Consider the following 21,328-nt stretch of genomic DNA (forward strand, 5'->3'; position numbering starts at 1 on the left):
AACATGCCGATGGTGGCGCAAAATGAGTGGTTTCGGTATCGGCTGCCGCTTAGCGTGGCAACAGGGTGCTGCGGACTGGTCGTGAGAGATTTGCCCCCCATACGCACGGGGTGGTGTCCGTACATGGCGAATAAGCCCGCAAAAGGGACGTGAACGATGATCCGGCCAACCTTGATCAGCAGCCTTGCCTTGATTCTTGCGGCAGGCCCCGCCTTCGCGCAGGTGTCCGCCGATACGGTCAAATCACTGTCGGCGCCGGGCACGATCGACACCCGTGCCGGAAAACTCGAGTTTCGCGATGGGGTGCCGACAGAGGAAACCACGCAGAAGGTGTACGACACGCTGGACTTCACCCGGGCGCTCAACGTCTACAACAACAGTTTCCGAGGGGCGTCGGCGCTGGCCATTGTCAAGGGTTTCCAGGGGATCGGCGCCAATCCAGGCGACGTCGTCATCTTCTCCGGGCTGATGGATTCGAATTCGCTGTTCCTGACCGCGAATGCCGACACGGTCTACTACCTCACCGGTCTCGACCTGAGCAAAGGCCCCATGGTGATCGAGCAGCCGTCGGGCGGCATCGGCACGATCAACGACATGTGGTTCTCCTGGATCATCGACATCGGCACGCCGGGACCGGACCGCGGGCTTGGCGGAAAGTACCTGATCGTCGGTCCTGACTATAAGGGCCCGCTGCCGGAGGGTGGTTACTTCGTCGCCCATTCGAAGACCAATTTCGCGCTCTATGCCGCACGCGCCAATCTGGTCGGCAACGATCCGAAGCCGGCTGTCGAGAACATCAAGCGCCATATGAAGGTCTATCCCTATCGGCCGGGCGCCTTCGGCTCCAGCATTGCCCAGGCCCTCGACGGGTCGGTGCGGATCGCAGGCGAGCCGAAGATTCCCGAGATGAAGTTCATCGAGGGCACGGGACGTTCGTTCAACACCATCCCACCCAGCGACGACCGCTTTTTCGAGCTGATCAACGAGAACGTCCAAAGCCAGCCCGCCACCAGCTACGACGTGGAGCTGGCCGGCCAGCTCGCCGCGATCGGGATCGTGCATGGCAAGGCATTCAAGCCGGACGAGCGGATGAAGAAGATCCTCTCCGACGCCGCTGCGGTCGGACAGGCGACGGGCCGGGCGCTCAACTGGCGCTTCGCGATGAAGCATCCGGAATGGGCCTATTACGAGGGTTCGCACTGGGGCAACATGCTGTGGGAGGGCGGGGCCTTCTTCGAGACGCCTCCGCCGGTGTTCGAAGCCGGCATGTTCAAGCCGCTGCCGCCGACCGGGGCCCGAACCCTCGATTCACGCGCGGCCTTCTACTATGGCTACACGCTGGACTCGCCGGGCATGATCATGCGCATCCCCGGCGTCGGCTCGCAGTATCTGATGGGCTTCCTGGATTCCGATGGGAAACCCTTCGACGGCGCGAAGACCTACAAAGTCAACTTGCCCAAGGATATTCCGGCGGCGGCATTCTGGTCTTTCACGCTCTACGACAACCAGACGCGCTCGATGCTGCAAACCCCGCAGAAATACCCGCGCGCCGGTAGCCAGAGCTACCCCTCGCCGGCGGCGGAAGCGGCCAGCGATGGTTCCACCACGGTCTATTTCGGTCCCACCCAGCCGAAGGGCGTCGCGCGCGGCAACTGGATCCAGACCGATCCCAAGAAGGGCTGGTTCACGATCCTTCGCCTCTACAGCCCGCTCCCGTCGTTCTTCGACAAGAGCTGGCGCCCGAGCGAGATAGAACCGGTCGAGTGATCGGGCGGGTGGCAGAAGGCATCCGCGCAAGAACCTTCATGCCGCTCCGCGAAGACGGGGGCATTCTCACCCCGGTCGCGACTATGCGACTTTCTTGATGAGCGGCGGCTTCCATGTGCCGTCGAGAATGCCCTGCTTGCCCCAGTAGGCACGGATGTAGAGCGAGAAGTGCCCGTCTGGCGCCGGAAGCCAGTTGGCCTCCTTACCCGCGCCTGGGGATTTCGCACCCGCGTAGAGCGTGAGCGAGCCATCCGCGTTGCGCTTCAGCGTCTTGTTCTTCGTCCCGAGCGAGTAGCGCTTGAGGTCGTTCGGATGGAAGAGATGCTTGTCGTTGTAGAGCGTGAGCGACCAAAAGCCGTTGACCGGCGGCTCCTGTCCCGCGGCGAACGTCACCTCGTAACCGCTGCCGCCGCTCAGCTCGCCGCCGGCTCCATCGAAATCGGTATAGAAATACTGGGTCTCGGTCGGCCTGTTGTCGAACATGTTCGATTTCGCCGTTCCGGTGCGGTCGAAATAGTCGATGCCCCATTGCGCATTGTTGGTGGAGCGGTTCCAGCCGTTGCCGGCGGGACGCCCGTTGTGCTTCCACTCGAAGAAGGGGTGGATAACGGCCTTTTCGGTCTCCACAGCGGTTTCGACCAGGACCTTCTTCAGGTCCGGATCCTTGGACGCCGCCTCCAGCAACTGTCGGAACTGCGGGTATAACGCCTCCTCGCCCGGCAAGGGACCGACAATGGAGAGGACCTCCCCAAACTGGTCGAAGAACTTCTCGGGCACCACCCACTTCGTCTCTTCGCCATTGGAGGCGGGGCCTGGAATATCCGGCGCCTTGCTCCATTCGATGGTCTTCATCTTGCCGTTGAAGTCCTTCAACGGGTACGCGACGATCTGGTTGATCACTGATTGAATGGCCTTGCGATCCTCGGGCGTGTCGTCCTGAAACACACGAGGGATTGCGTTCGCAAGGGAGGTCGAGGCCCGGAACACTTCAGTGATGCCGGCCGGCTTTCGCCCTTTCCATTTGGGGCCAACCAACAGGTAGAAGCCAGGCTTCGATCCATAGGGCTTGCCAAGGTGACCGAACTGATCGGTACGTGCATCGTAGAGGGCGTAGACCCAAAAGCGGCTACCGAAATCCGGCACCTGGATGACCACCGGCTCGGCATCGAGGTCGAAGAACCCGAGCCCATAGACCACATCCTGGTTTGGGCAGGTCACGAAGGTTTCCGACGGCTCGATATAGTCCGAGAGCATGGCGATCTGCCCCCGTGGCGCCGCCGGCAGCACACCGTTGAGGTGGCCTGGCACGGGCGCCTGGGTGATGGCGGCGCGGCGGTTGATCATGTTGACCATCGGCCAGCCCCAGACATAGGCCATCTGCGCGATGGTCCGGGCATAGCCTGGATGCATCAGCACGCCATCTGCAGGCTGCGCGAGATGCACGGACGGCGTCGCGGGCGTCTGAGCGTGGGCCGTGTCGGCGGTGACGGCCACGGTGGCGGCTGCAAGTCCCGTGGGAACAGCCGGGCTCGCGCCGAGAAGCGCGAGGGATGAGGCGCCGATGCCGCCTTTGATGGCATCACGCCGGGTGGTTCCATGGTTCGAGGTGGAGGTCGTCTTCATGATGGGGCCCTCATGATCTATCTCAGTCCGGATCGTGGCTGTGTGCGAAGGCAGGGTGCTCATTTCACTTTCACGAGGTCGTCCGGCTTCCAGGTCTGGTCAAAGAATTCGGCGCCGGTCCCGTAGAGACGCACCGTCGCCAGAAAGTTGCGGCCGGGCACGGTCTGGATGAAGTTTGACTGCGGGGCATCCGCTGGCTTCTGCGGCCCAAACCACAGATCGATGGAGCCGTCCGGATTGATGCCGACCTTGTTGAAGGCATTGATGGACGGCAAAAGCTGAGGCGTTTCCGGCATGGTGCCGTCGGTGATGTTGTAGGCGGTCACGGCCCAGAACAGCTTGGCCGGCGGGTTGGGAGGCAGGCGAAGCCTGTAGGCCCTCGAGCCGTCGAGGAAATCGCCGTCCGCGTCCCGCCACGCGGTCGGATATTTGGAGCCGGCATCGAGCGTCCGCATCACCATGGCGGGCGCCGAGGAATAGGCTACCTGGAAGTAGCCGGCCCGCTGGTTCACATCGAGATAGCTGTCCTGCAGCCATTCCGCCGTCGCACCGCCCCAGACATTCTCGTATTGCCGGTCCTTGTAGTAGAGGTTGCGGCCATCCGGGCGGCCGACCTGGCGCAGCGCCATGATCATCTTCGGTGCCGTCTCCACCGCCTTCTTCAGCAGTTCCTGCTGCTTTGGCGTAGGGTTGAACGGCTCGCCCTTGACGATCCCGATGGAGGCCAGAACGCCGCGCAACTCGGGATCGATGGCGGAGACCGGCTCATAGTCCACAAGCGTCTTCAGCTTGGTCCAGAAGGCATTGTCGACCGGGTACATCATGTTGATGCGCTTGCCGCTGCCGTTGGGAAACTGCATCGGCTTCACGTCTTTTTCTGGAGTCCACAAGGGATAGATACGCGTGCGCTCGGCGAGCGCCACGGCGGGGGCAGGATCCGGCCCATTCTCACCCTTAGGCATGATCGTGCGGAAGAAGAGGAAGACGTTGTAGGTCCGGGACCTGAAGGCGAAATAGCCCTTCGGCACCTCGCCGCCATAGCCCGGTGGCAGGAGCAGATAGAGGCCGCCCCGCGCGCCGTCCGGACCGAGCGCGCCCACGTCGGTGATGGTGCGCTGGAAGAAATCCGTAAACATGCCGATGACGTTCGGCGGCGCCGCGATGACGAGCGGTCCGGTCTCCTTTAGGTCGAGATAGCTCATGGAGTAGATGACGTCCGCATTGGGCGTCGGCACCCAGGCACGGGCGTCCATGCGGTCCTTCCAGATGGGCAGGACGTTGTAACCCTTCCCGAACGCCGCTTCCGAGCCGTCGCGCATGCCGATGACGTTCAGCGCCGGAAGCATCGTCATGTAGGCGTAGATGGCGCGCTGGTAGAACAACTCATTAAGCAGCGCGTCCGCCTCGTCCTTCGCGAGCCACTTGCCATTGTTGATCTGCCTGACCAGGGGCGATTGCGGAGATTCCTGCGCCGCAAGGGGCGATGCCAGGATCGCAGACAGAAGGGCCGCCGCCGTGCAGGACATGAGGGTTGCGCGCATCGTATTCTCCCGATTGTTCAATCGCTCAATCCGTCGAGGCCTATGTCGAGCCGCCACCTGCCGCCCTCCAGGCCGTCGGCAATCCGAGCCAGCATCTGCGCAACGCTGTCGGCGATGACGACGCGTTCCGTCTGGTCGTGAAGGAACCAGATGACCCGACCCGATCGTCCGGCCTGCCGCGTGTGCAGATCGACGCAATAGTGATCGCCGCACGGGCTGCCGAAGAGTGGAAGCCAGTCCGCCGACCAGAGGCCCGCGTGCACGACCGGCCTACCGCCGAAAGACGCTCCGGCGAGGACTTCGCAGCCGGCGCCGTGCCGCAGGCAAAGATCCTCCCAGGCCACGGCCACGAGATCGAGGGGCATCCAGCGCTGATTGAGGTAAAGACCGGGGGCCCCTTCCGGTTGGCCATCGTGCGCCGAATAGAGCATGCGGATATCGTGGGGGATCGGCCTGCCGATCCTGCTTTCGATCCGTCGAATGGTCTGGGCATCGGCTCCCCGCCTGCATAGCGGCAGCCGATCAGGATGGCGGCGGGCCACCCAGGCTTCGATGCGGGCGAGGGACCGCACGGGATCGTCGGCGACCGACATGGCATTCCCCTGACACGGTGCAGCGGGATCGTGAGCGAGGATAGGCCCGCTCAAGCTGGCCTCAAGACCGCCCGCGTGCCAAAACTTGATCGACCGTGCCAAGTGCCGCGACGCCGTGGCGTCACATATCGTAAGGTCAAGAGGGCGGGCCATGGGAGTATCGACGATCCTCAGTTCCCACTTCGCGACGAACGACTTTGATGTCTGGAAGACGAGCATCGGCGTCGTCTTCGAGGTCGCGCAACCTGAACGTGAAGAACCTTCGCCCTTTGCGGCCAATGTCGAGGCGTTCCAGCTTGGCGGGATGGTCCTCACCGACGCGTCCCTCGGGGCACAACGCTACGTGAGGTCGTCCGCGCAGGCGCGGCGTGACGGCGTGGACCACTTCGTGCTGAACCTCTACCGAACCGGCGGATGGCGGGCCCAGACAGATCGGGGTGAGTTCGTCGGGGCTGCCGGCCAAGTCTCCGTGCTCGATCTCTCGCGCGATCTGATCAGCGACGAGCCGCACTCCGATCTGGTCACCCTGTTCATGCCACGGTCGTTGCTCGAAGAGCGGCTTCCCAATCTCGGTGCGCTCCACGGAAGTGCGCCAACCGGACCCTATGCCGCGCTTCTCGGCGAATACGTCGACCTGTTGGCGCGCAGGCTGCCGTCCCTGCCGGCCGGCGCGGAAGAGGCGCTATGCCGTGCGACCTGCGAGATGCTGGTGGCCTGCCTCCAGCCATCGCTGGTGGCCGCTGAAGCGGCACGCCCTGCGCTCGAACTGGTCCTTCTGCGCCGGGCTAAGCGGTTCGTCGAAGCCCATCTCAAATCGCCCTCGTTAAACGTGGACGCCATCTGCGGTGCGCTCGGCATCTCCCGGCGCACGCTTTACCGGCTCTTCGAACCGGAAGGCGGCGTGCAACACCATATTCAGGCGAGGCGCCTCGAACACGTTCGCTCCGCCCTTGTCGATCCGAGCGAAACGCGTCGCATCTCGGAAATCGCGGCGGAGTTCGGCTTTCTCCGCACGGATCATTTCGCCCGTGCCTTCAAGCTTCGGTTCGGGAGGTCCGCGAGCGAGATGCGAGATGGGACGCTGCTCGACACGGATGAGAATGCGGCCACTAGCGTCGAGGCCGGAACGACGCAGTGTTTCGATAGCTGGATCCGTGCGTTGCGCGGCTAATCCGGCGCACTCTTTTCGATAGCATTCGACGCCCAATGCTGGGCATCAGGTCTCGGCCTGTTCCGACAGCGTCAAGGCGTCGTCGACCGCGATGCCCGGGTAGTGCGCTGCATTTGAGCTTGGAATGGCCAGGCAAGGGATAACAGGTGCGGCGTTGCTGGTCCGCTTGCATCGGCTGGAGGCCGTGACGTTGCCAGCTGTGTCCGGCAATCCGCCAAGTTGATGCTGATCTGGCTGGCCCATTAGCCCAGGAAACGTCCCCCCGCGCCATCAGCAGAAGTTCGCTGCGGCTGCGACGAACGGCCGGTTTGGGGCCGGGAGCGGACTGTCCGGTTCTGGCCGAGAAACTGAGAAAGCGGACGTTCGGTCAACGACCCCATGGCCGTCATTGGAGATCCGCGTAAGTTCTGTCTGATATTGGAGCGGACATATCGGGCCAGGCTTATGAAGGTTTTGGTGTAGATGGGGGCGAAGACGGTAAAATCGGAGCAGATTTAAACCGATCCCACAGGTCGCCAATTGAACGCCAAGCGTCTGACAGCAGGGCGAGGATAAAACCCGCTACCGCCTTCACTTCGGCGGGATACACTACCCATAAGAGTGCACCAATCAGCACAATATAGACTGCGAATACCGGGACAACTGATAATCGATAAACCCATCGAGCGCGAGAGACTGGTCGGATCACCAGTTCAACCCACTGCTTCTCGGACATGAAGGCGTAAAGGCGCTGCCGCCATTGCGCGCGCACTTGCTTGGCGAGGACATCAAATCGCCAATTGGAAAGCACCGTGGTCAGCAAGCTCGCAAACAGCAGAGCCGCCGCACCCAACGAGGCAATGTTCATCGCAGAGGAGTTGGTTGTAGCCGAACGCAAAGCAAATGCCGCACCCGCGATGGCTGAATCTCGCCAAAGAGCAGACAAAAGATCGCGCGTGGCTGTCTGCGATCGCGCAACGTCTTCCTGCAGGGCCTTCCGGAGATCGCCTAAAGATTTGATTGCTTCCTTGCTGTCGTCTTGCAGGTGGAAAGCAAAGGCCTCTCGAGCGCTGGCCAACGCGTGGTCCAACACGCCTGCAAGACCCATGGGCCACTTGGCCTTCTCCGGCCAGTACAACGCCAAGTGGTTGTTGAGCAGGTGGAACTTCGTCTCGGTGTCACGCCGTTGATCGTAGACCCACCGGACCGCTTCCGTGACAATGTCAAAAAGCTGAGATTGCGGCTTGGTGAGATCGACATCAGCGAAGGCAGATCTGGCGCCCTTCAGCACGACCTGTCTAGCCTCATCAGAGGCTCGAATTTCGGTTGGCAGGCAAAAAATCAGGTTCCTGACGGCAGCTTCTTTCCAAGAGGCTAAAACACCGGAACTCTCATCACCTGGAATCATAAGGTACCAGGGTCTGATGTCAGTTGGAGCCAACAGATAGCTCTGGTCCCGAACCAACCGTCGTGGGCTGTCAAAGGTGTCTTCGAAGTGCTTGTGTTCGATCGCGCTCCCCCAGGGCGAATAGACGCATGATCTCGTAGAAAAGGGCAAAAAGTCTTCGGCGATCCAGATTTTGCGAACGCCACGCATGAACTCTGCATCACTGAGGGCGGCCTCGAAGCCTCTTCGAGTGACAAAATACGCCGCCTCCGCTTCGATGTTCTTCGTCAGACGAACGGCAACAGCTTCGCCCTCTATGCTCGACACGTCCCCATTTGCGAGGTCAACTTCCCCGCTGATGCTCCCAAACACAGCCAGCTTTCCTCGCTTGGCCTTGGCCAGCGCTGAGGCCAATTCAGAAATCCGTTTGAAGTCCACAGCGGTGATTTTCGGGACCTGATCGACTCGGCAGACCGAATTCGTCTCGGCAAAGATCGCATCTTTCGATGCGGCCATTCGCTGAAACAGGACACCGAGTTCGATCATCTCATCGAGCGTCATAGGTTCGTCAATCGGCTGGTCGTGATGGTGATGACGGTACCCGCTTCAGTCGTCTTCGTTTTCACGGTATCTGAAGCCTGCTCCGGCACATCGATCTTCACACCTTCAGCAGTCTTATACTTCTGTGGACGCTGCTTTTTTACTGCACCTTTGTCGAACTTGAAGACCTCGCCTTCCATGCCCTTTTTGGCCAAACCTTTGTCGAAGCTGGCCCTCACTGCAGCGCTGCCATGTGCGCCGAAAAATTCTGCGAAGAACTCGGCGGCATCGAACTTATCGCGCTTCTGAACCGTGTCGTAGTACCGATCACGCACATTCTGCGTGATATCGTTCGGCAGGTCGCTTTGATGCTTTTTGACCACCTCAACGACCAGTTCCTCGACAGCTTGAGTCATTTGCTTGTCATCGAAGAGGCGCTTGCATGCAAGAAATCCACGGAAGAAGTCGGTGATCTCGTGACGAACGGTTTTGTCTACAACAACGATGTTGTCATCGTCATCGCCATCGACAAGCTCGATTAAGGCAGACTTTTGCAGAGCGTCAGCCGATTTCGTGAACGAATTCGCGATTGCCTTCAGGATCGCCTTTGCATCGTCGGTAATATCATAAGTGACTGCCTCTTCATGGTCGTATTTCAGCACGGACAACAGCTTGCGCTGCCCGGTGACGAGCGTCATCAAGATCATCACGCCTGGCTTGATGCGCTTATCCCTGCCAGCGTGAAATGTCTGCGCGAGCGTCTTTGACACCGGTACGAACTGGCTTTCGTCATCCAGGACCTGCCTCAGCAGTGTCCTGGTTATGGAACCGTCGGCGAAGGTGAACCGGTTTCCTCGTAACGTCTCCATCGCCCTCTCGAGGAAGAAATCCTCGAATTCCCCTATGGGCGTCTCATCAAGCAAGATCGGCTCATCGTTACGATGATGAACGACATGAAAGATGAACTTGTCGATCGAGAGATTTTCGATCTCTTCTTCTGAGAGCTGCAATTGCTTTCCCCCAATGAAATCACACGGAGCGCAAGCTACAGATTCCGCTCAGAAACGCAATTCGTTTGCGTTTTGTTCTATCATGGGCCGGAGGCGCTGTGAAGGCTTCTGACAGGCTCGCCAGGGCAGGAAATTTGCGTTAGCGCGCGGTCCAGCCGAGCCAGCAAAAGCGCTGGTCTTTCCGTCCGCTTGTGACGGTAGGCCGTCGGAGGCGCCTCAAAAGCAGCCAGCCCGCTCTCCACCCCAAGATCGACATGCAGGCAACATATCCTGCGCGTCAAAGCGGCCATCCGGGCCTGCTCGGATGGCCGCCCGACGTCAGATTTCTGTCCGCTCTGCCAGCAGCAGTGCGTCCTCCACGTCGACACCAAGATATCGGACGGTGTTCTCAATCTTGGAGTGACCGAGCAAGATCTGGATGGCGCGGATGTTGCCCGTCGCCTTGTAGATCATGGACGCCTTCGTGCGACGGAGCGAGTGCGTGCCATACTCCTCTTGGCGCAGGCCGATCGCGGTCACCCATTCGTTAACGAGGCGAGCATACTGCCTTGTGCTCATGTGGTGCGAATGATCGATCCGACTCGGAAAGGCATAATCCTCGACGGTGCCACCGCGCCGTTCCAGCCAGGCCAGCAGGCTCGCTCTCACGTCGCTGGTGATCTCGAACTGGACGGGCCGCCCCGTCTTCTGCTGGACGACGATCGCGCGAGTCCTAATCCCCGGACCGGCGACCACATCACGGATCTTGATCTTGACCAGGTCGCAGCCGCGAAGCTTGCTGTCGATGGCCAGATCGAACAGCGCACGGTCACGAATGCGTCTTTCGCGATCGAGGAAGAATCGAATTGCCCAGATCTGTTTCTGAGTGAGAGGGCGCTTGGTGCCGACCAGCTTTCCGGCATTCCAAGCTGCACGCTCGCGGCTGGCATCGTCAAATTGAGAATGGCCCATGTGAGTTCTCTCTGGCCTTGATTGGCCGAGGGAGAAACATCAAGGGCCCCTTCCGCAAAAGGGGGCCGGTAGCTAACTGGCCGCTTTTGGTTCTGAAGTATCAATAGCGGACTGTTCGAATTCACGCGCCGTCCGCAAGTGGGGCGTAGATCCCGCCCCACCTAATACCCTGACAAATGCCAGTGTGGATCAAGGATCAGTACTGCCCGCGAAGTCAGAGGTTCACGAGTGCCACCAAGACCCGCGGGAAGGCTATAGAGATGGACGACCTTCTGCTCGGCATCGACGCCTGACGCTTCCAAAGGCGGAAATCCCGATGACTCATCGAAGCCTGATTGGCATGGTTTGTTTACGCCAAGTGACCCATGATGAGGAGAGGAGACAGCTCGAATGGCCGAAACCTCAATCGAATGGACCGATGTGACTTGGAACCCGGTAGCGGGATGTACCATCGCTACGGCTGGTTGCACCAACTGCTATGCCATGCGTATGGCGGCGCGGCTCGAAGCAATGGGCGTGGACAAGTACATCGGGACCACGCGCAAAAGCGGCGGACGAGCAAAGTGGACGGGCCAAATTGTTTTGGACCCGCAGGCGCTGACAATACCCATGACGTGGAAACGGCCCCGTAAGGTCTTCGTCAACTCCATGTCCGATCTCTTCCACCCTGATGTGCCAGCAGATTTCATCGCACAAGTTTGGGCCACTATGGCAGCCACGCCACATCACACCTATCAAATATTGACCAAGCGACCTGAGCGGATGACGGAAGTCCTATCGGTGGCCGAATTCGCCGTACTCCCCAATGTTTGGCTCGGCACCAGCGTCGAAGACAGTCGCGTTGTGCATCGCCTCGACAGCCTCCGTCAGGTACCCGCTGCGGTCAGGTTCGTATCCTTCGAGCCACTGATTGGATCTGTCTCCGGTGCTGAGCTGCTCGACATCCACTGGGCGATTATCGGCGGAGAGTCCGGGCCTGATGCGCGCCCAATGGACCCGACTTGGGTCGATGAGATCCACGACGCCTGCCGTCGGGCGGGTACAGCTTTCTTCTTCAAGCAGTGGGGGGGCAGGAACAAGAAGGCCACCGGCAGGACCTATCGCGATCAAACGTGGGATGAACTACCGAGATTTAGTCCCACTTGCTAACCGGTAGTTTTCGTGGAGTTATGCGCAATCTGGGGGCAACGCATGGCAAAAGACGGCTTTCGATGGGTAGTTGGTCAATCAGCGCCGAAGATCGAGTGCCATAGCAATGCCAAGCTCGACCTGCTTGCAGCCTATCTAGATCGGTACTTTGAGACCGTCGCTTCTCAGCCCCAGATCGACAATATCGCCATTACATTGGTCGACGGGTTTTCCGGGGGCGGCAAGTATCAGCTTTTCGGGGAAGAACGTCCCGGCTCGCCACTGGTGCTCCTGGAGGCGGTTAAACGGGCCGAACGCCTTCTCAACGAAAGCAGGCGAAAACCCCTGATCCTTGATGCGAAGTTCTACTTCATCGACGCCAATAAGGATGCAGTAGATTATTTGCGTCAGACCCTCACCGACAAGGGCTATGGCGACGACATTAACTCCGGCCGTATTATAATTCTCCCCGGCGAGTTCGAGGCTTTGTGGGTAGATGTCCTAAATGGAATTCGTTCTCGCCAACGCGCTGGTCGGTCTCTCTTCGTTTTGGACCAGAAGGGGTGGAATCAAGTCCAGTTCGCTACCATCCGGACCATTCTTAGAGATTTGCCGAAGGCCGAAGTGTTGCTGACCTTCGCGGTCGACTGGTTGCTGTCCTACCTCAATGAGGGGCCGGCGTTCGCGAGCGCCATGGCGAAAATAGGTATTCAGGGTCAGCAGCTTGCAGAGTATATCGAAGCCCGCGGAGAAGCGGGCTATCAGTACGTCATTCCTCGCCTACTCGCGAGGGACATCCAGCAATTGACCGGCGCGCCGTTTTTCACGCCGTTCTTTTTGAGGTCGCAGCAAGCCGGTCGCCACTTGTGGCTCGTCCACCTATCGAAAATCGTCACCGCGAGAAATGTGATGGTTGAGAGCCACTGGACCGTGGGAAACACGTCGCTTCACCGCGGCACCGCAGGTCTGAACATGCTTGGCTTTGACCCGCACTGGGCGGACGGCGTCGCCTTCGACTTCGGTTTCGACGCCCAGGCCCAAGCCGACATCAATACGGCGATTATTGACCAGTTGCCGCACCGGGTCGAAGCCCTTGAACGGCGATGCGTTCCAACCGTGGGTCACCTCATCGAGGAAATCGCAAACGACACCGCTGCTACCCGAGACCAGATGGAGGCCAGCATCATGCTGCTCTGTCAGGAACGTCAGATCGATTTGGTGAGCGCTGCAGGTTCGCAGCGGAGGCCGGGCGCAAAACCAGCGCCCGGCAATTTCATAAGGCTATCGCGGCAATTGCTCATACCCGGTATCGCAATGCCGTCGAGATAAAGCCTTTGGGCGCGGGGCAACGTTAGTTGCACAGACCGCTTTCGGGCACAGCCATAAGGGTGACGAACGACCGGGATGGCGGCGCAAAGCGGACGTCAGTGAAAGGGCTGTCGAGAGGCCGCTATAGGTCAAACGGCGACGCGAGGCGGCCCCTTTGCCGCGATCTCTTGGATGAAATCCAGGAATGCCCGAACCTTCGCCGGAGGCAGGTGACGGGAGGGATGATAGGCATGGAGCGGATAGCGCTCGTCCGACCACTCCGGCAGGAGCCGCACCAGCGCGCCGCGCTCCAGGAACGGTTCGAGGCCGATGGCCAGGCTCTGGAAGATGCCCTGGCCGGCGACGCAGGCGGAGACCGCCACCGACGGGTCGTCCATGACCAGGCGGCTCGACACCTGGACCTCGACGATCTCCTCCCCGCGCTGGAACTCCCACGGGAACGGCAGGCCGGTCTGCGGATCGCGGAACGCGAGCACCTCGTGATGGACCAGGTCATGGGGTGAGAGCGGGGTGCCGTGCCGCTCCAGATAGGCCGGCGCCGCCACGGTGAGGACAGGAGTCTCCAGGAGCTTGCGCGCGATCAGGGACGAGGCGTCCGGCGGGCCGAAGCGCACGGCCACGTCCACGCCCGTCATCATCTCCTCGCGGTAGTTGCTGGTGGAGAGGTCCACCGAGAGCAGCGGATAGCGGGCGAGGAAGCGCTGTAGCTCCGGCGCCAGCACCATGCGCGCGAACCAGGGGTCCACCGACACCCGCAGCCGGCCGCGCACCACCTCCGCCGCGCCCGCCGCCTCGGCGGCCGCCTCGTCGAGCCCCGCCAGCAGCGGCATCACCCGCGCATGAAAGCGCCGGCCCTCCTCGGTCAGGCGCACCTCGCGGGGATTGCGGTCGAACAGCCGCACGCCGACCCGCGCCTCCAGGCGCGCCACCGCCCGGCTCACCCCCGACGGGGTCAGGCCGAGGATCTCGGCGGCGCGCGCGAAATTCCCCGCCTCCGTGACCGCGGCCAGGACGCCGATGCCGGTCAGAAGCCTTGTGTCGAAGACCATTGGAGCGCCATCGCCTGCCGGCCCCGCCCCACTGTCCTTCGTGGCGGAGCGCCATGATGAATTTCAGTCACTATAGCACTGATCTTATTGCGCGTGAATCACGCCATGGCGCGACCTACAACGGCAGCACCGCGGAGGCCGGCGGAAAAGCCGCCGGGCGGGTCGGAATTCCTGAGATACGGAAAGGAGTTAGCCATGAACACCATCACCCGCAGAGCGATGCTTCGGCACGGGGGCCTCCTGGGCGCCGCCCTGACCCTCGACGGCATCGGCGTGGCCCTCGCCCGGGCGACGCCCACCCTCTCCTCCGCCCGCTTCGGCGCCGTCGACGCGGCGCTTTCGGGTGGCGTCGCGCGAGGCGACGTCGCCGGAGTGGTCGCCATGGGGGCGACGCCCAAAGGCGTCATTTATGAGGGCGCCTTCGGCACGGCGAACGACGCCACCCGCGCCCCCATGACCACCGACACGGTGTTCTGGCTCCTGTCCATGACCAAGGCGTTCACCGCCACCGCCTGCATGCAGCTCATGGAGCAGGGCCGCATTCACCTGGATGACGAGGCGGCCAGGTACCTGCCGGAGCTGGCCGCGCCACAGATCTTGGACGGCTTCACCCCGGACGGCACGCCGCGCCTGCGCCCGGCCAAGCGCGCCATCAAGGTGCGGCACCTCCTCACCCACACCTCCGGCTACACCTACTCCATCTGGAGCGAGGCGCTGACCCGCTATGAGCAGAAGACCGGCATGCCCGACATCGCCACCTGCCGGAACGCCGCCTTCGCCGCGCCGCTGGAGTTCGAGCCCGGCGAGCGGTGGGAATACGGCATCAGCATGGATTGGGTGGGCAAGCTGGTGGAGGCGGTCTCCGACCAGTCGCTGGAGGTCTATTTCCGCGAGAACATCTTCGCGCCTTTGGGCATGAAGGATTCCGGCTTCCTCATCGGCTCGCAGCAGAAGCGCCGCGTGGCCACCTTCCACGCCCGCCGCCCGGACGGCGCGCTCCAGGCGGCGCCCTTCGAGATGCCCCAGCGGCCGGAATTCTTCATGGGCGGCGGCGGCGCCTTCTCCACGCCGAAGGACTACATGGCCTTCCTCCAGGCGCTGCTCAACGGCGGGGCGCTGGACGGCGCGCGCATCCTCAAGCCCGAGACCGTGGCCATGATGATGCAGAACCAGATCGGGGACCTGAACGTCCACGAAATGCGCTCCGCCCAGCCGGCCTATTCGCAAAGCTTCGACCAGTTTCCGGGTGAGGCCCACAAATGGGGCCTGTCCTTCGACATCAACACGAAGCCGGGGACCAACGGGCGTTCCGCCGGCAGCATCTCCTGGGCGGGGCTCCTGAATTCCTACTTCTGGCTCGATCCGGTGAAGAAGGTCACTGGCGCCCTCTTCACCCAGATCCTGCCCTTCTACGACGCCCGGGTCGTCGCCCTCTACGGCGCGTTCGAGCGCGGCCTTTATGCCGGGCTCGCCTGAGCCCGCGCGCGCCCATCCAACCTTCGGAGGAAAGCGATGTACGCAATAACCGGAATCACCGGAAAGGTGGGCGGCGCCCTGGCCCGCCGTCTCCTCGCCGACCATATGCCCGTGCGCGCCGTCCTGCGGGACCTGGCCAAGGCGGCCCAATGGCGCGCCCAGGGCTGCGAGGTCGCCCTCGCCCAGATGGATGATGCGGAAAGCCTCGCTGCCGCCTTCGCGGGCACGGAAGGCGTCTTCATCCTGCCGCCTTCGGAGTTCGATCCGGAGCCCGGCTTTCCGGAGGCCCGGCGCGTCATCGCGGCGGTGCGCGCCGCCCTCCTCGCGGCGCGGCCCGGCAAGGTGGTGTGCCTGTCCACCATCGGCGCCGACGCCCCCCATGAGAACCTTCTGAGCCAGCGCACCCTGCTGGAAGAGGCGCTCCAGGACATCGGCCTGCCGGTCACCTTCCTGCGGCCCGGCTGGTTCATGGACAACGCCCTGTGGGACGTGCCCGCGGCCCGCGACGAAGGGGTGCTGCGCAGCTTCCTCCAGCCCGCCGGCAAGGCCTTCCCCATGGTGGCGACGCGGGACGTGGGGCACACGGCCGCCGCCTTGCTGCGCGACACCTGGAGCGGGACGCGGGTCGTCGAATTGGAGGGGCCCGCCCGGGTGTCGCCCGACGACCTCGCCCGGGCGTTCGCCGCCGAGCTGGGCCATCCGATCCGCGCGGAGATCGTGCCGCGGAAGCGCTGGGAGGAGATCTTCCGCGCCGAGGGCGCCCGCAACCCGCAGCCGCGCATCCGGATGCTGGACGGCTTCAACGAGGGCTGGATCGCCTTCCGCGACGACGGCCGCGACGCCCTGAAGGGCGAGACACCCCTCGAAAGCGTCATCGCCGATCTCGTCGGGCCGGCGAAGGCCTCTGCCTGACGCGCCCCTGCCGCCTGCGGGACGGGGAGGGGCCGGCGGCAGGAATGCCGGCGGCCCGCCCGCCCGCTCCCATCTCGAAAGGAAACCGATCATGGACACCATCTCCACCCAGGGGGTCGCAATCCCCCGCCTCGGCTTCGGCACCTTCCGCATGCCAGGGGCCGACGCCCAGCCGGTGGTCGAGAGCGCGCTCGCGCTCGGCTACCGGCACATCGACACCGCCGCCATGTATGAGAACGAGGCGGCTGTCGGCGCGGCCATCGCCGCCTCCGGCTTCCCGCGGGACCATCTCTTCGTCACCACCAAGGTGTGGCACGACCAGCTGGCGCCGGAGGCACTGCGCCGTGCGTTCGACGCCAGCCTGAGGAAGCTCAAGCTCGATCACGTGGACCTCTACATGATCCACTGGCCGGCGCGGGACATGGACATGGCGGCGACGCTGGAGGCACTGACCGAGCTGCGCGCGAGCGGCCTCGCGCGGGCCATCGGCGTGTGCAACTTCACCTTGCCCATGATGCGGCGCGCGGTGGAGGAGATCGGCGCGCCCATCGCCAGCCTCCAGGTGGAGTACCACCCGTTCCTGTCGCAGGCGCCCCTGCTGGCCTACCTGCGCGAGAAGGCCATTCCGCTGACCGCCTATGCGCCCCTCGCCCAGGGCCGCGCCGCCAGCGATCCGACCCTCGCCGCTCTCGGCCGCAAGCACGATGCGAGCGCCGCCCAGATGGCGGTGGCCTGGCTTCTGGACCAGGAGGGCGTCGTCGTCATCCCGAAGGCGGCCCGCCCCGAGAGCCAAAAGGCTAACCTCGCCGCGCTGGGCGTCCGGCTCGACGACGCGGACCGAGCCGCCATCGCCGCACTCCCGAAGGACCAGCGCTTCGTCCGGCCTCCCTTCGCGCCCGATTGGGATGCGGCAGCGTAGACCACACAGGATCGAAGCGAGCTTCAAATCCCCGCGCCCGGTGCAAGAGAAGCTGTTGCACCGGGCCAAGGCGGCCTGGGGCTCGCCGCGGATCCCACAGGGGTCTTTTAGAGCGGATGAAAGCCCGCAAGGAACGGAAGAAACGGGTTCATGCCTTTTGGGACTTGTCTCTCAAAAGGCCGCTAAAGCGGACATGCCCAACGTCCGGGGTGGGTCACCTTTAGCCTTTGCGAGCAGGGTTACCCCGGCCCAATCGTTGAGCTCGACAAATCCTGAAGCTCCGTCCCGCTGGAAGCGGAGACACGGTGCCTTCTGCGGTTGCTGTGCTCGTGGCTCAGAACGGTGGGACAGAACCTCCCTCGCACGACGCATCCGTCACAGTGCCTGTTCAGATCGATCGCCAACAAGCGAGAAGTGAAGGCGACGGCTGGGCGGCGGGATGAAAGACGGAAGCTGTCCAGGTGCTTGGAAAGGAAGGCCTGATCGCCGCAGCGAGGCATAGGGGGCTACCGACCTCGTGGCACGCAAGAGGCCGAGGGAGCCAGGGGCGCCAAGCCGGGCGTCTTATGCGCTGTCGAATTTTGGAGAAGACGGGATTCGGATGCTGGTAGGAGCCGCTTTGCGACCCTGCTATGATTGGCCAATCAGCTTCTAGCGCGAGGCCAAAAACGTGCGCCCGCCACTCAAACGCCAATGCAACCCTTAATTGAAATGGCGCACCCGACACGATTCGAACGTGTGGCCTCCGCCTTCGGAGGGATTACTTGTAGCTCCGTCGAAATCACGATGGAGCACGAAGAAATGCGATATCATACTGTTATTAAAAAAGAATTTGTAGCTGGCCATAGCCGAGACTATCCTTCTCTCCGCTACCACTTTCTTCCTGCCGCTTACGTGGCGCTTACGCGAGACGAAGCGACAAGGGCGGAGATTTTCCATGGCTAAGCTCACAAAAAGGGCCGTCGATGCAGCAGAGGCCGGCGCCAAGGATTACGTGATCTGGGACGACGAGCTCCCTGGTTTTGGCCTCCGGGTTTTCACGTCCGGCAAGCGAAGCTACGTCCTTCAGTATCGGTCGGCGGGCCGATCGCGTCGGTTCACGATAGGGCTGCACGGGGTATGGACACCTGAACGCGCGCGCCAGGAAGCCAAAGCGCAATTGGGCCGGATCGCGCAAGGCGACGACCCGGCTGAAGAACGGCTGCTTGATCGCAAGGCGCTCACGGTCAAGGAACTCTGTGACCTCTACCTCGCCGACCTGCAAGCCGGTCTCATCCTCGGAAAAGGCGGGCGCCCCAAGAAGCCGGGCACGATCGCCTCCGATCTCGGCCGCATCCACCGTCATATCGTTCCCCTCCTCGGCTCGCGTCGCGTCAGGGACCTGACGAAAGCCGACATCACGAGGGCCATGAAGGACATCATGGCAGGGAAGACGCGTGTCACCGTCATGACGAAGAACCTGCGCGGCAAGTCCATCGTGAGAGGCGGCGCCGGCACAGCCACGCGGACAATCGGCCTGTTGGGCGGCATTCTCACCTACGCTGTCGAAGCGGGGATCATCGAAACGAACCCGGCGCACGGTGTGCGGCGGCCGAAAGACAATGTCCGCGCCAGACGACTGAGCGAAGCCGAATATCGCGTCCTCGGCGACCTGCTCAAGACGGCTTCCAAAAACGAGAACTACAGGATGTCGGTGGAGATCATCCGCCAGATCGCCCTGACCGGCTGCCGGCGCATGGAGATGGTGACGCTGCGATGGGATGAAGCCGATACGGATTGCAGTTGCCTGCGCCTGAAGGATAGCAAGGAGGGAAGCTCCATCCGGCCCATCGGGCTGCCCGTGGTGGAGTATCTGGAGAGGCGCCGGAATGAGGCGATCGGAGATTACGTCTTCCCCGGCCGGGGCGGCGAGAACGCGTTCGGCAGCTTCCCCAATCACTGGGGGAAGATCTTCGCAAACTCACCCCTGGCCGATATTAGCCCTCACGTCCTCCGCCACAGCTTCGCCAGCGTTGCGAACGATCTGGGTTTCACCGAGGTCACCATCGCCGCCCTGGTTGGCCATGCGAAGGGATCGGTCACCAGCAACTACATCCATACGCTCGACACAGCTCTGATCATGGCCGCAGATACCATTTCGGGCTACATCCAGGGGCTGCTCGACGGGATTGAGTTCAAGCAGACCGCCTATGCGCTCGATCGTGGGTCCCGGAAAGCGGCGCTGGTCCAGTTTCTACAGGGAGCCTCGATCTCTCGGAGCACCAGTCAAAACGCCGGGGAACATGTCGGGCCATAAGCTCAATGGTCCTCATCATAGTCAATCGTTACCGGAGCGCGGGCGATAGCCGTCCGTTGCCCCCCGGAGCGCAACATGCAGCGACCATCAGCGCCGCCCTTCCCCCGTTCTGAGAGCGTGTTTGACAAGGATTCCCAAGGGGCGTGATCATAGGGCGTCGGATCCACGAGACGAGCCGACGCTCCATGCCCCGCAAGACCCCGCCCGGACGGCGCCGCTACGAGACCGACCGGACGGACGGACAACGGGATCTGATCGCGCCGCTGATCCCTGCAGCGCAGGCGGGCGGGCGGGCGGGCGCCCCAGGAAGGCGACGTCGCGCGAACTAGTAAACACCATCCTCTATTTCGTGCGGGCCGGCATGGCAGCTTCTGTCTCGTGACCTGCCGCCGTGGCGGACGGTCTATTATTATCTGCGCCGCTGGCAACGCGAGGGCGTCTGGGAGCGAGTTCACCACACCCTGGTCATGGCCGACCGCGAGCGCAGCGGCAGGGCTGCCTCGCCCTCGGCGGCGATCCTCGACAGTCAGTCGGTGCGCACCGCTGATCAAAAGGGGACGCCAAGAGCTACGACGCCGGCAAGAAAATCACCGGCCGCGAACGGCGCATCCTGACCGACACAGACGGGCGCTTGCTCTGCGTGTGTCTCCACGCAGCCGATATCCAGGACCGCGATGGCGGCAAGCTGCCGCTGACGGCCTCGCGCCAGCGCTACCCGTTCGTCGCCCGCGTCCTCGCCGATGGCGGCTATGCCGGGCGGCTTGCGGCATGGGCGGCGGATAAGGCCCACATCACCCTCGAAATCATCCGCCGTGGCACCAGCGCCAAAGGCTTCGAGGTCCTGCCGCGCCGATGGGTGGTGGAACGCACCTTCGCCTGGATCTTCAAGAACCGCCGCCTCGTCCGCGACTACGAGCAGATCACCGCTGTTGCTGAAACCCTCATCACCGTCGCGGCTTCAGCCACACTGCTGCGCAGATGGCAATGAACCGATGCCCTTCTCAAACACCCCCTCAGCCCTTGCGAATTTATCTGCGAATGCCGAACAACGAGGCTGGAACGATCCTCCAATCCATCGCAATCAGGATTGAAGATCGATGGTCTCCGGTCACAGAAACGTGAGACGCTTGCATCTCGGTTATCTGACGCCACAGCAGCGAAAAGATGATGTGCTGTGTCTGGGATACCCTTGACAGGCGGATTGTCCCGGAGCACTTCAGAAACATGCTTCGTGTCCTCACCCGCATGATGATCGCGTGCCGTGCGCTGGCCTTCCGCCAGGGCGTGGTGCTGGCGCTCGTCATGGGTCTCGTCGCGGGCCCGATGCTCAACACGCTCACCACCCGCCATGCTGAAGAGGCGAAGGCGGCCATTGCCGGTTTGTCGCTGGGCTTTTCCGATCCCGGTGGCGTTTTGCCGGACGTCCTCGCCGCGGAGCATGCTGAGCCGCAGTCTCAGAGCAACGGCAAGTCTTCCCCCCAGGCCGACACATCCACGGTCGATCACAGCTGTCACGGCTGCGTGGCGTTCGTGCTGCCCGTGGTGGCCACCGCGCCGCTCGGCGGCCTGACGCCCGTTCGCGTCGCGATTGAACCGGCGACCGCGTCGAGCCGTACCGTTCCCACCGAAATCCGTCCCCCCTGCGCCTGATCTGACC

General features: G+C 62.6%; 16 protein-coding genes and 1 pseudogene. 10 read left to right on the top strand and 7 right to left on the bottom strand.

Annotation, left to right across the window (positions count from 1 at the left end):
* Positions 1–156: 156 nt before the first annotated feature.
* On the top strand, positions 157–1,767 hold the full coding sequence (locus ACU4E7_RS00125) for a DUF1254 domain-containing protein (RefSeq protein ID WP_447020228.1): 1,611 nt from the start codon (positions 157–159) through the stop codon (positions 1,765–1,767).
* An 81-nt stretch (positions 1,768–1,848) separates the two neighbouring features.
* Here the strand turns inward: ACU4E7_RS00125 and ACU4E7_RS00130 are convergent, their stop codons facing one another.
* The 3 genes from ACU4E7_RS00130 to ACU4E7_RS00140 are packed head-to-tail and all read right to left on the bottom strand — an operon-like array spanning position 1,849 to position 5,524.
* Positions 1,849–3,390 (bottom strand): DUF1254 domain-containing protein, encoded by a 1,542-nt coding sequence (locus ACU4E7_RS00130; RefSeq protein ID WP_447020229.1) that lies wholly within the window; start codon positions 3,388–3,390, stop codon positions 1,849–1,851.
* A gap of 59 nt (positions 3,391–3,449) precedes the next feature.
* Positions 3,450–4,931: a DUF1254 domain-containing protein gene (locus tag ACU4E7_RS00135; RefSeq protein WP_447020230.1), complete on the bottom strand. Its 1,482-nt coding sequence runs from the start codon at positions 4,929–4,931 to the stop codon at positions 3,450–3,452.
* Between the two features lie 17 nt (positions 4,932–4,948).
* Positions 4,949–5,524, bottom strand: coding sequence for an SMI1/KNR4 family protein (locus tag ACU4E7_RS00140; protein ID WP_447020231.1), 576 nt, complete (start codon positions 5,522–5,524; stop codon positions 4,949–4,951).
* A gap of 151 nt (positions 5,525–5,675) precedes the next feature.
* Between ACU4E7_RS00140 and ACU4E7_RS00145 the strand changes: the two genes are divergently transcribed.
* Entirely contained in the window at positions 5,676–6,695 is a 1,020-nt protein-coding gene (locus ACU4E7_RS00145) for a helix-turn-helix domain-containing protein (RefSeq protein WP_447020232.1), read from the top strand.
* A gap of 442 nt (positions 6,696–7,137) precedes the next feature.
* Here ACU4E7_RS00145 and ACU4E7_RS00150 read toward each other — a convergent pair whose 3' ends face one another.
* The 3 genes from ACU4E7_RS00150 to ACU4E7_RS00160 all read right to left on the bottom strand — a co-directional run bounded on the left by ACU4E7_RS00150 (position 7,138) and on the right by ACU4E7_RS00160 (position 10,562).
* On the bottom strand, positions 7,138–8,622 hold the full coding sequence (locus ACU4E7_RS00150; protein ID WP_238123822.1) for a hypothetical protein: 1,485 nt from the start codon (positions 8,620–8,622) through the stop codon (positions 7,138–7,140).
* A complete protein-coding gene (locus ACU4E7_RS00155) occupies positions 8,619–9,611 on the bottom strand; it encodes a nucleoid-associated protein (protein WP_238123823.1) in 993 nt (330 codons plus the stop codon). The genes ACU4E7_RS00150 and ACU4E7_RS00155 overlap by 4 nt, the downstream gene beginning before the upstream one ends.
* A gap of 318 nt (positions 9,612–9,929) precedes the next feature.
* Positions 9,930–10,562: a tyrosine-type recombinase/integrase gene (locus tag ACU4E7_RS00160; protein WP_238123824.1), complete on the bottom strand. Its 633-nt coding sequence runs from the start codon at positions 10,560–10,562 to the stop codon at positions 9,930–9,932.
* 390 nt (positions 10,563–10,952) lie between these two features.
* Between ACU4E7_RS00160 and ACU4E7_RS00165 the strand changes: the two genes are divergently transcribed.
* A complete protein-coding gene (locus ACU4E7_RS00165) occupies positions 10,953–11,711 on the top strand; it encodes a DUF5131 family protein (RefSeq protein ID WP_238123825.1) in 759 nt (252 codons plus the stop codon).
* A gap of 42 nt (positions 11,712–11,753) precedes the next feature.
* The gene (locus ACU4E7_RS00170; RefSeq protein ID WP_238123826.1) at positions 11,754–13,019 is read left to right on the top strand and encodes a three-Cys-motif partner protein TcmP; all 1,266 of its coding nucleotides are present in this window, start codon (positions 11,754–11,756) and stop codon (positions 13,017–13,019) included.
* A 128-nt stretch (positions 13,020–13,147) separates the two neighbouring features.
* Here ACU4E7_RS00170 and ACU4E7_RS00175 read toward each other — a convergent pair whose 3' ends face one another.
* A complete protein-coding gene (locus tag ACU4E7_RS00175) occupies positions 13,148–14,068 on the bottom strand; it encodes a LysR family transcriptional regulator (protein ID WP_447020233.1) in 921 nt (306 codons plus the stop codon).
* A gap of 195 nt (positions 14,069–14,263) precedes the next feature.
* Between ACU4E7_RS00175 and ACU4E7_RS00180 the strand changes: the two genes are divergently transcribed.
* The 6 genes and pseudogenes from ACU4E7_RS00180 to ACU4E7_RS00205 all read left to right on the top strand — a co-directional run bounded on the left by ACU4E7_RS00180 (position 14,264) and on the right by ACU4E7_RS00205 (position 21,321).
* Positions 14,264–15,544 (top strand): serine hydrolase domain-containing protein, encoded by a 1,281-nt coding sequence (locus ACU4E7_RS00180; protein ID WP_447020234.1) that lies wholly within the window; start codon positions 14,264–14,266, stop codon positions 15,542–15,544.
* A gap of 36 nt (positions 15,545–15,580) precedes the next feature.
* A complete protein-coding gene (locus tag ACU4E7_RS00185; protein ID WP_447020235.1) occupies positions 15,581–16,456 on the top strand; it encodes an NmrA family NAD(P)-binding protein in 876 nt (291 codons plus the stop codon).
* A gap of 91 nt (positions 16,457–16,547) precedes the next feature.
* Positions 16,548–17,375, top strand: coding sequence for an aldo/keto reductase (locus ACU4E7_RS00190; RefSeq protein ID WP_447020236.1), 828 nt, complete (start codon positions 16,548–16,550; stop codon positions 17,373–17,375).
* Positions 17,376–18,312: 937 nt separating this feature from the next.
* Entirely contained in the window at positions 18,313–19,671 is a 1,359-nt protein-coding gene (locus ACU4E7_RS00195; protein ID WP_238123843.1) for a tyrosine-type recombinase/integrase, read from the top strand.
* Positions 19,672–19,856: 185 nt separating this feature from the next.
* A pseudogene (locus ACU4E7_RS00200) lies at positions 19,857–20,659 on the top strand (IS5 family transposase).
* A 236-nt stretch (positions 20,660–20,895) separates the two neighbouring features.
* Positions 20,896–21,321 (top strand): hypothetical protein, encoded by a 426-nt coding sequence (locus ACU4E7_RS00205; RefSeq protein WP_238123842.1) that lies wholly within the window; start codon positions 20,896–20,898, stop codon positions 21,319–21,321.
* The last annotated feature ends 7 nt before the right edge of the window (positions 21,322–21,328 follow it).

The sequence above is a fragment of the Xanthobacter sp. ZOL 2024 genome (assembly GCF_052932325.1).

Bases quoted from the DNA above. Each gene is read 5' to 3' on its own strand.
- ACU4E7_RS00125 (WP_447020228.1), top strand. From the start codon at position 157: ATGATCCGGCCAACCTTGATCAGCAGCCTTGCCTTGATTCTTGCGGCA.
- ACU4E7_RS00130 (WP_447020229.1), bottom strand. From the start codon at position 3,390: ATGAAGACGACCTCCACCTCGAACCATGGAACCACCCGGCGTGATGCC.
- ACU4E7_RS00135 (WP_447020230.1), bottom strand. From the start codon at position 4,931: ATGCGCGCAACCCTCATGTCCTGCACGGCGGCGGCCCTTCTGTCTGCG.
- ACU4E7_RS00140 (WP_447020231.1), bottom strand. From the start codon at position 5,524: ATGTCGGTCGCCGACGATCCCGTGCGGTCCCTCGCCCGCATCGAAGCC.
- ACU4E7_RS00145 (WP_447020232.1), top strand. From the start codon at position 5,676: ATGGGAGTATCGACGATCCTCAGTTCCCACTTCGCGACGAACGACTTT.
- ACU4E7_RS00150 (WP_238123822.1), bottom strand. From the start codon at position 8,622: ATGACGCTCGATGAGATGATCGAACTCGGTGTCCTGTTTCAGCGAATG.
- ACU4E7_RS00160 (WP_238123824.1), bottom strand. From the start codon at position 10,562: ATGGGCCATTCTCAATTTGACGATGCCAGCCGCGAGCGTGCAGCTTGG.
- ACU4E7_RS00165 (WP_238123825.1), top strand. From the start codon at position 10,953: ATGGCCGAAACCTCAATCGAATGGACCGATGTGACTTGGAACCCGGTA.
- ACU4E7_RS00170 (WP_238123826.1), top strand. From the start codon at position 11,754: ATGGCAAAAGACGGCTTTCGATGGGTAGTTGGTCAATCAGCGCCGAAG.
- ACU4E7_RS00175 (WP_447020233.1), bottom strand. From the start codon at position 14,068: ATGGTCTTCGACACAAGGCTTCTGACCGGCATCGGCGTCCTGGCCGCG.
- ACU4E7_RS00180 (WP_447020234.1), top strand. From the start codon at position 14,264: ATGAACACCATCACCCGCAGAGCGATGCTTCGGCACGGGGGCCTCCTG.
- ACU4E7_RS00185 (WP_447020235.1), top strand. From the start codon at position 15,581: ATGTACGCAATAACCGGAATCACCGGAAAGGTGGGCGGCGCCCTGGCC.
- ACU4E7_RS00190 (WP_447020236.1), top strand. From the start codon at position 16,548: ATGGACACCATCTCCACCCAGGGGGTCGCAATCCCCCGCCTCGGCTTC.
- ACU4E7_RS00195 (WP_238123843.1), top strand. From the start codon at position 18,313: ATGGCTAAGCTCACAAAAAGGGCCGTCGATGCAGCAGAGGCCGGCGCC.
- ACU4E7_RS00205 (WP_238123842.1), top strand. From the start codon at position 20,896: ATGCTTCGTGTCCTCACCCGCATGATGATCGCGTGCCGTGCGCTGGCC.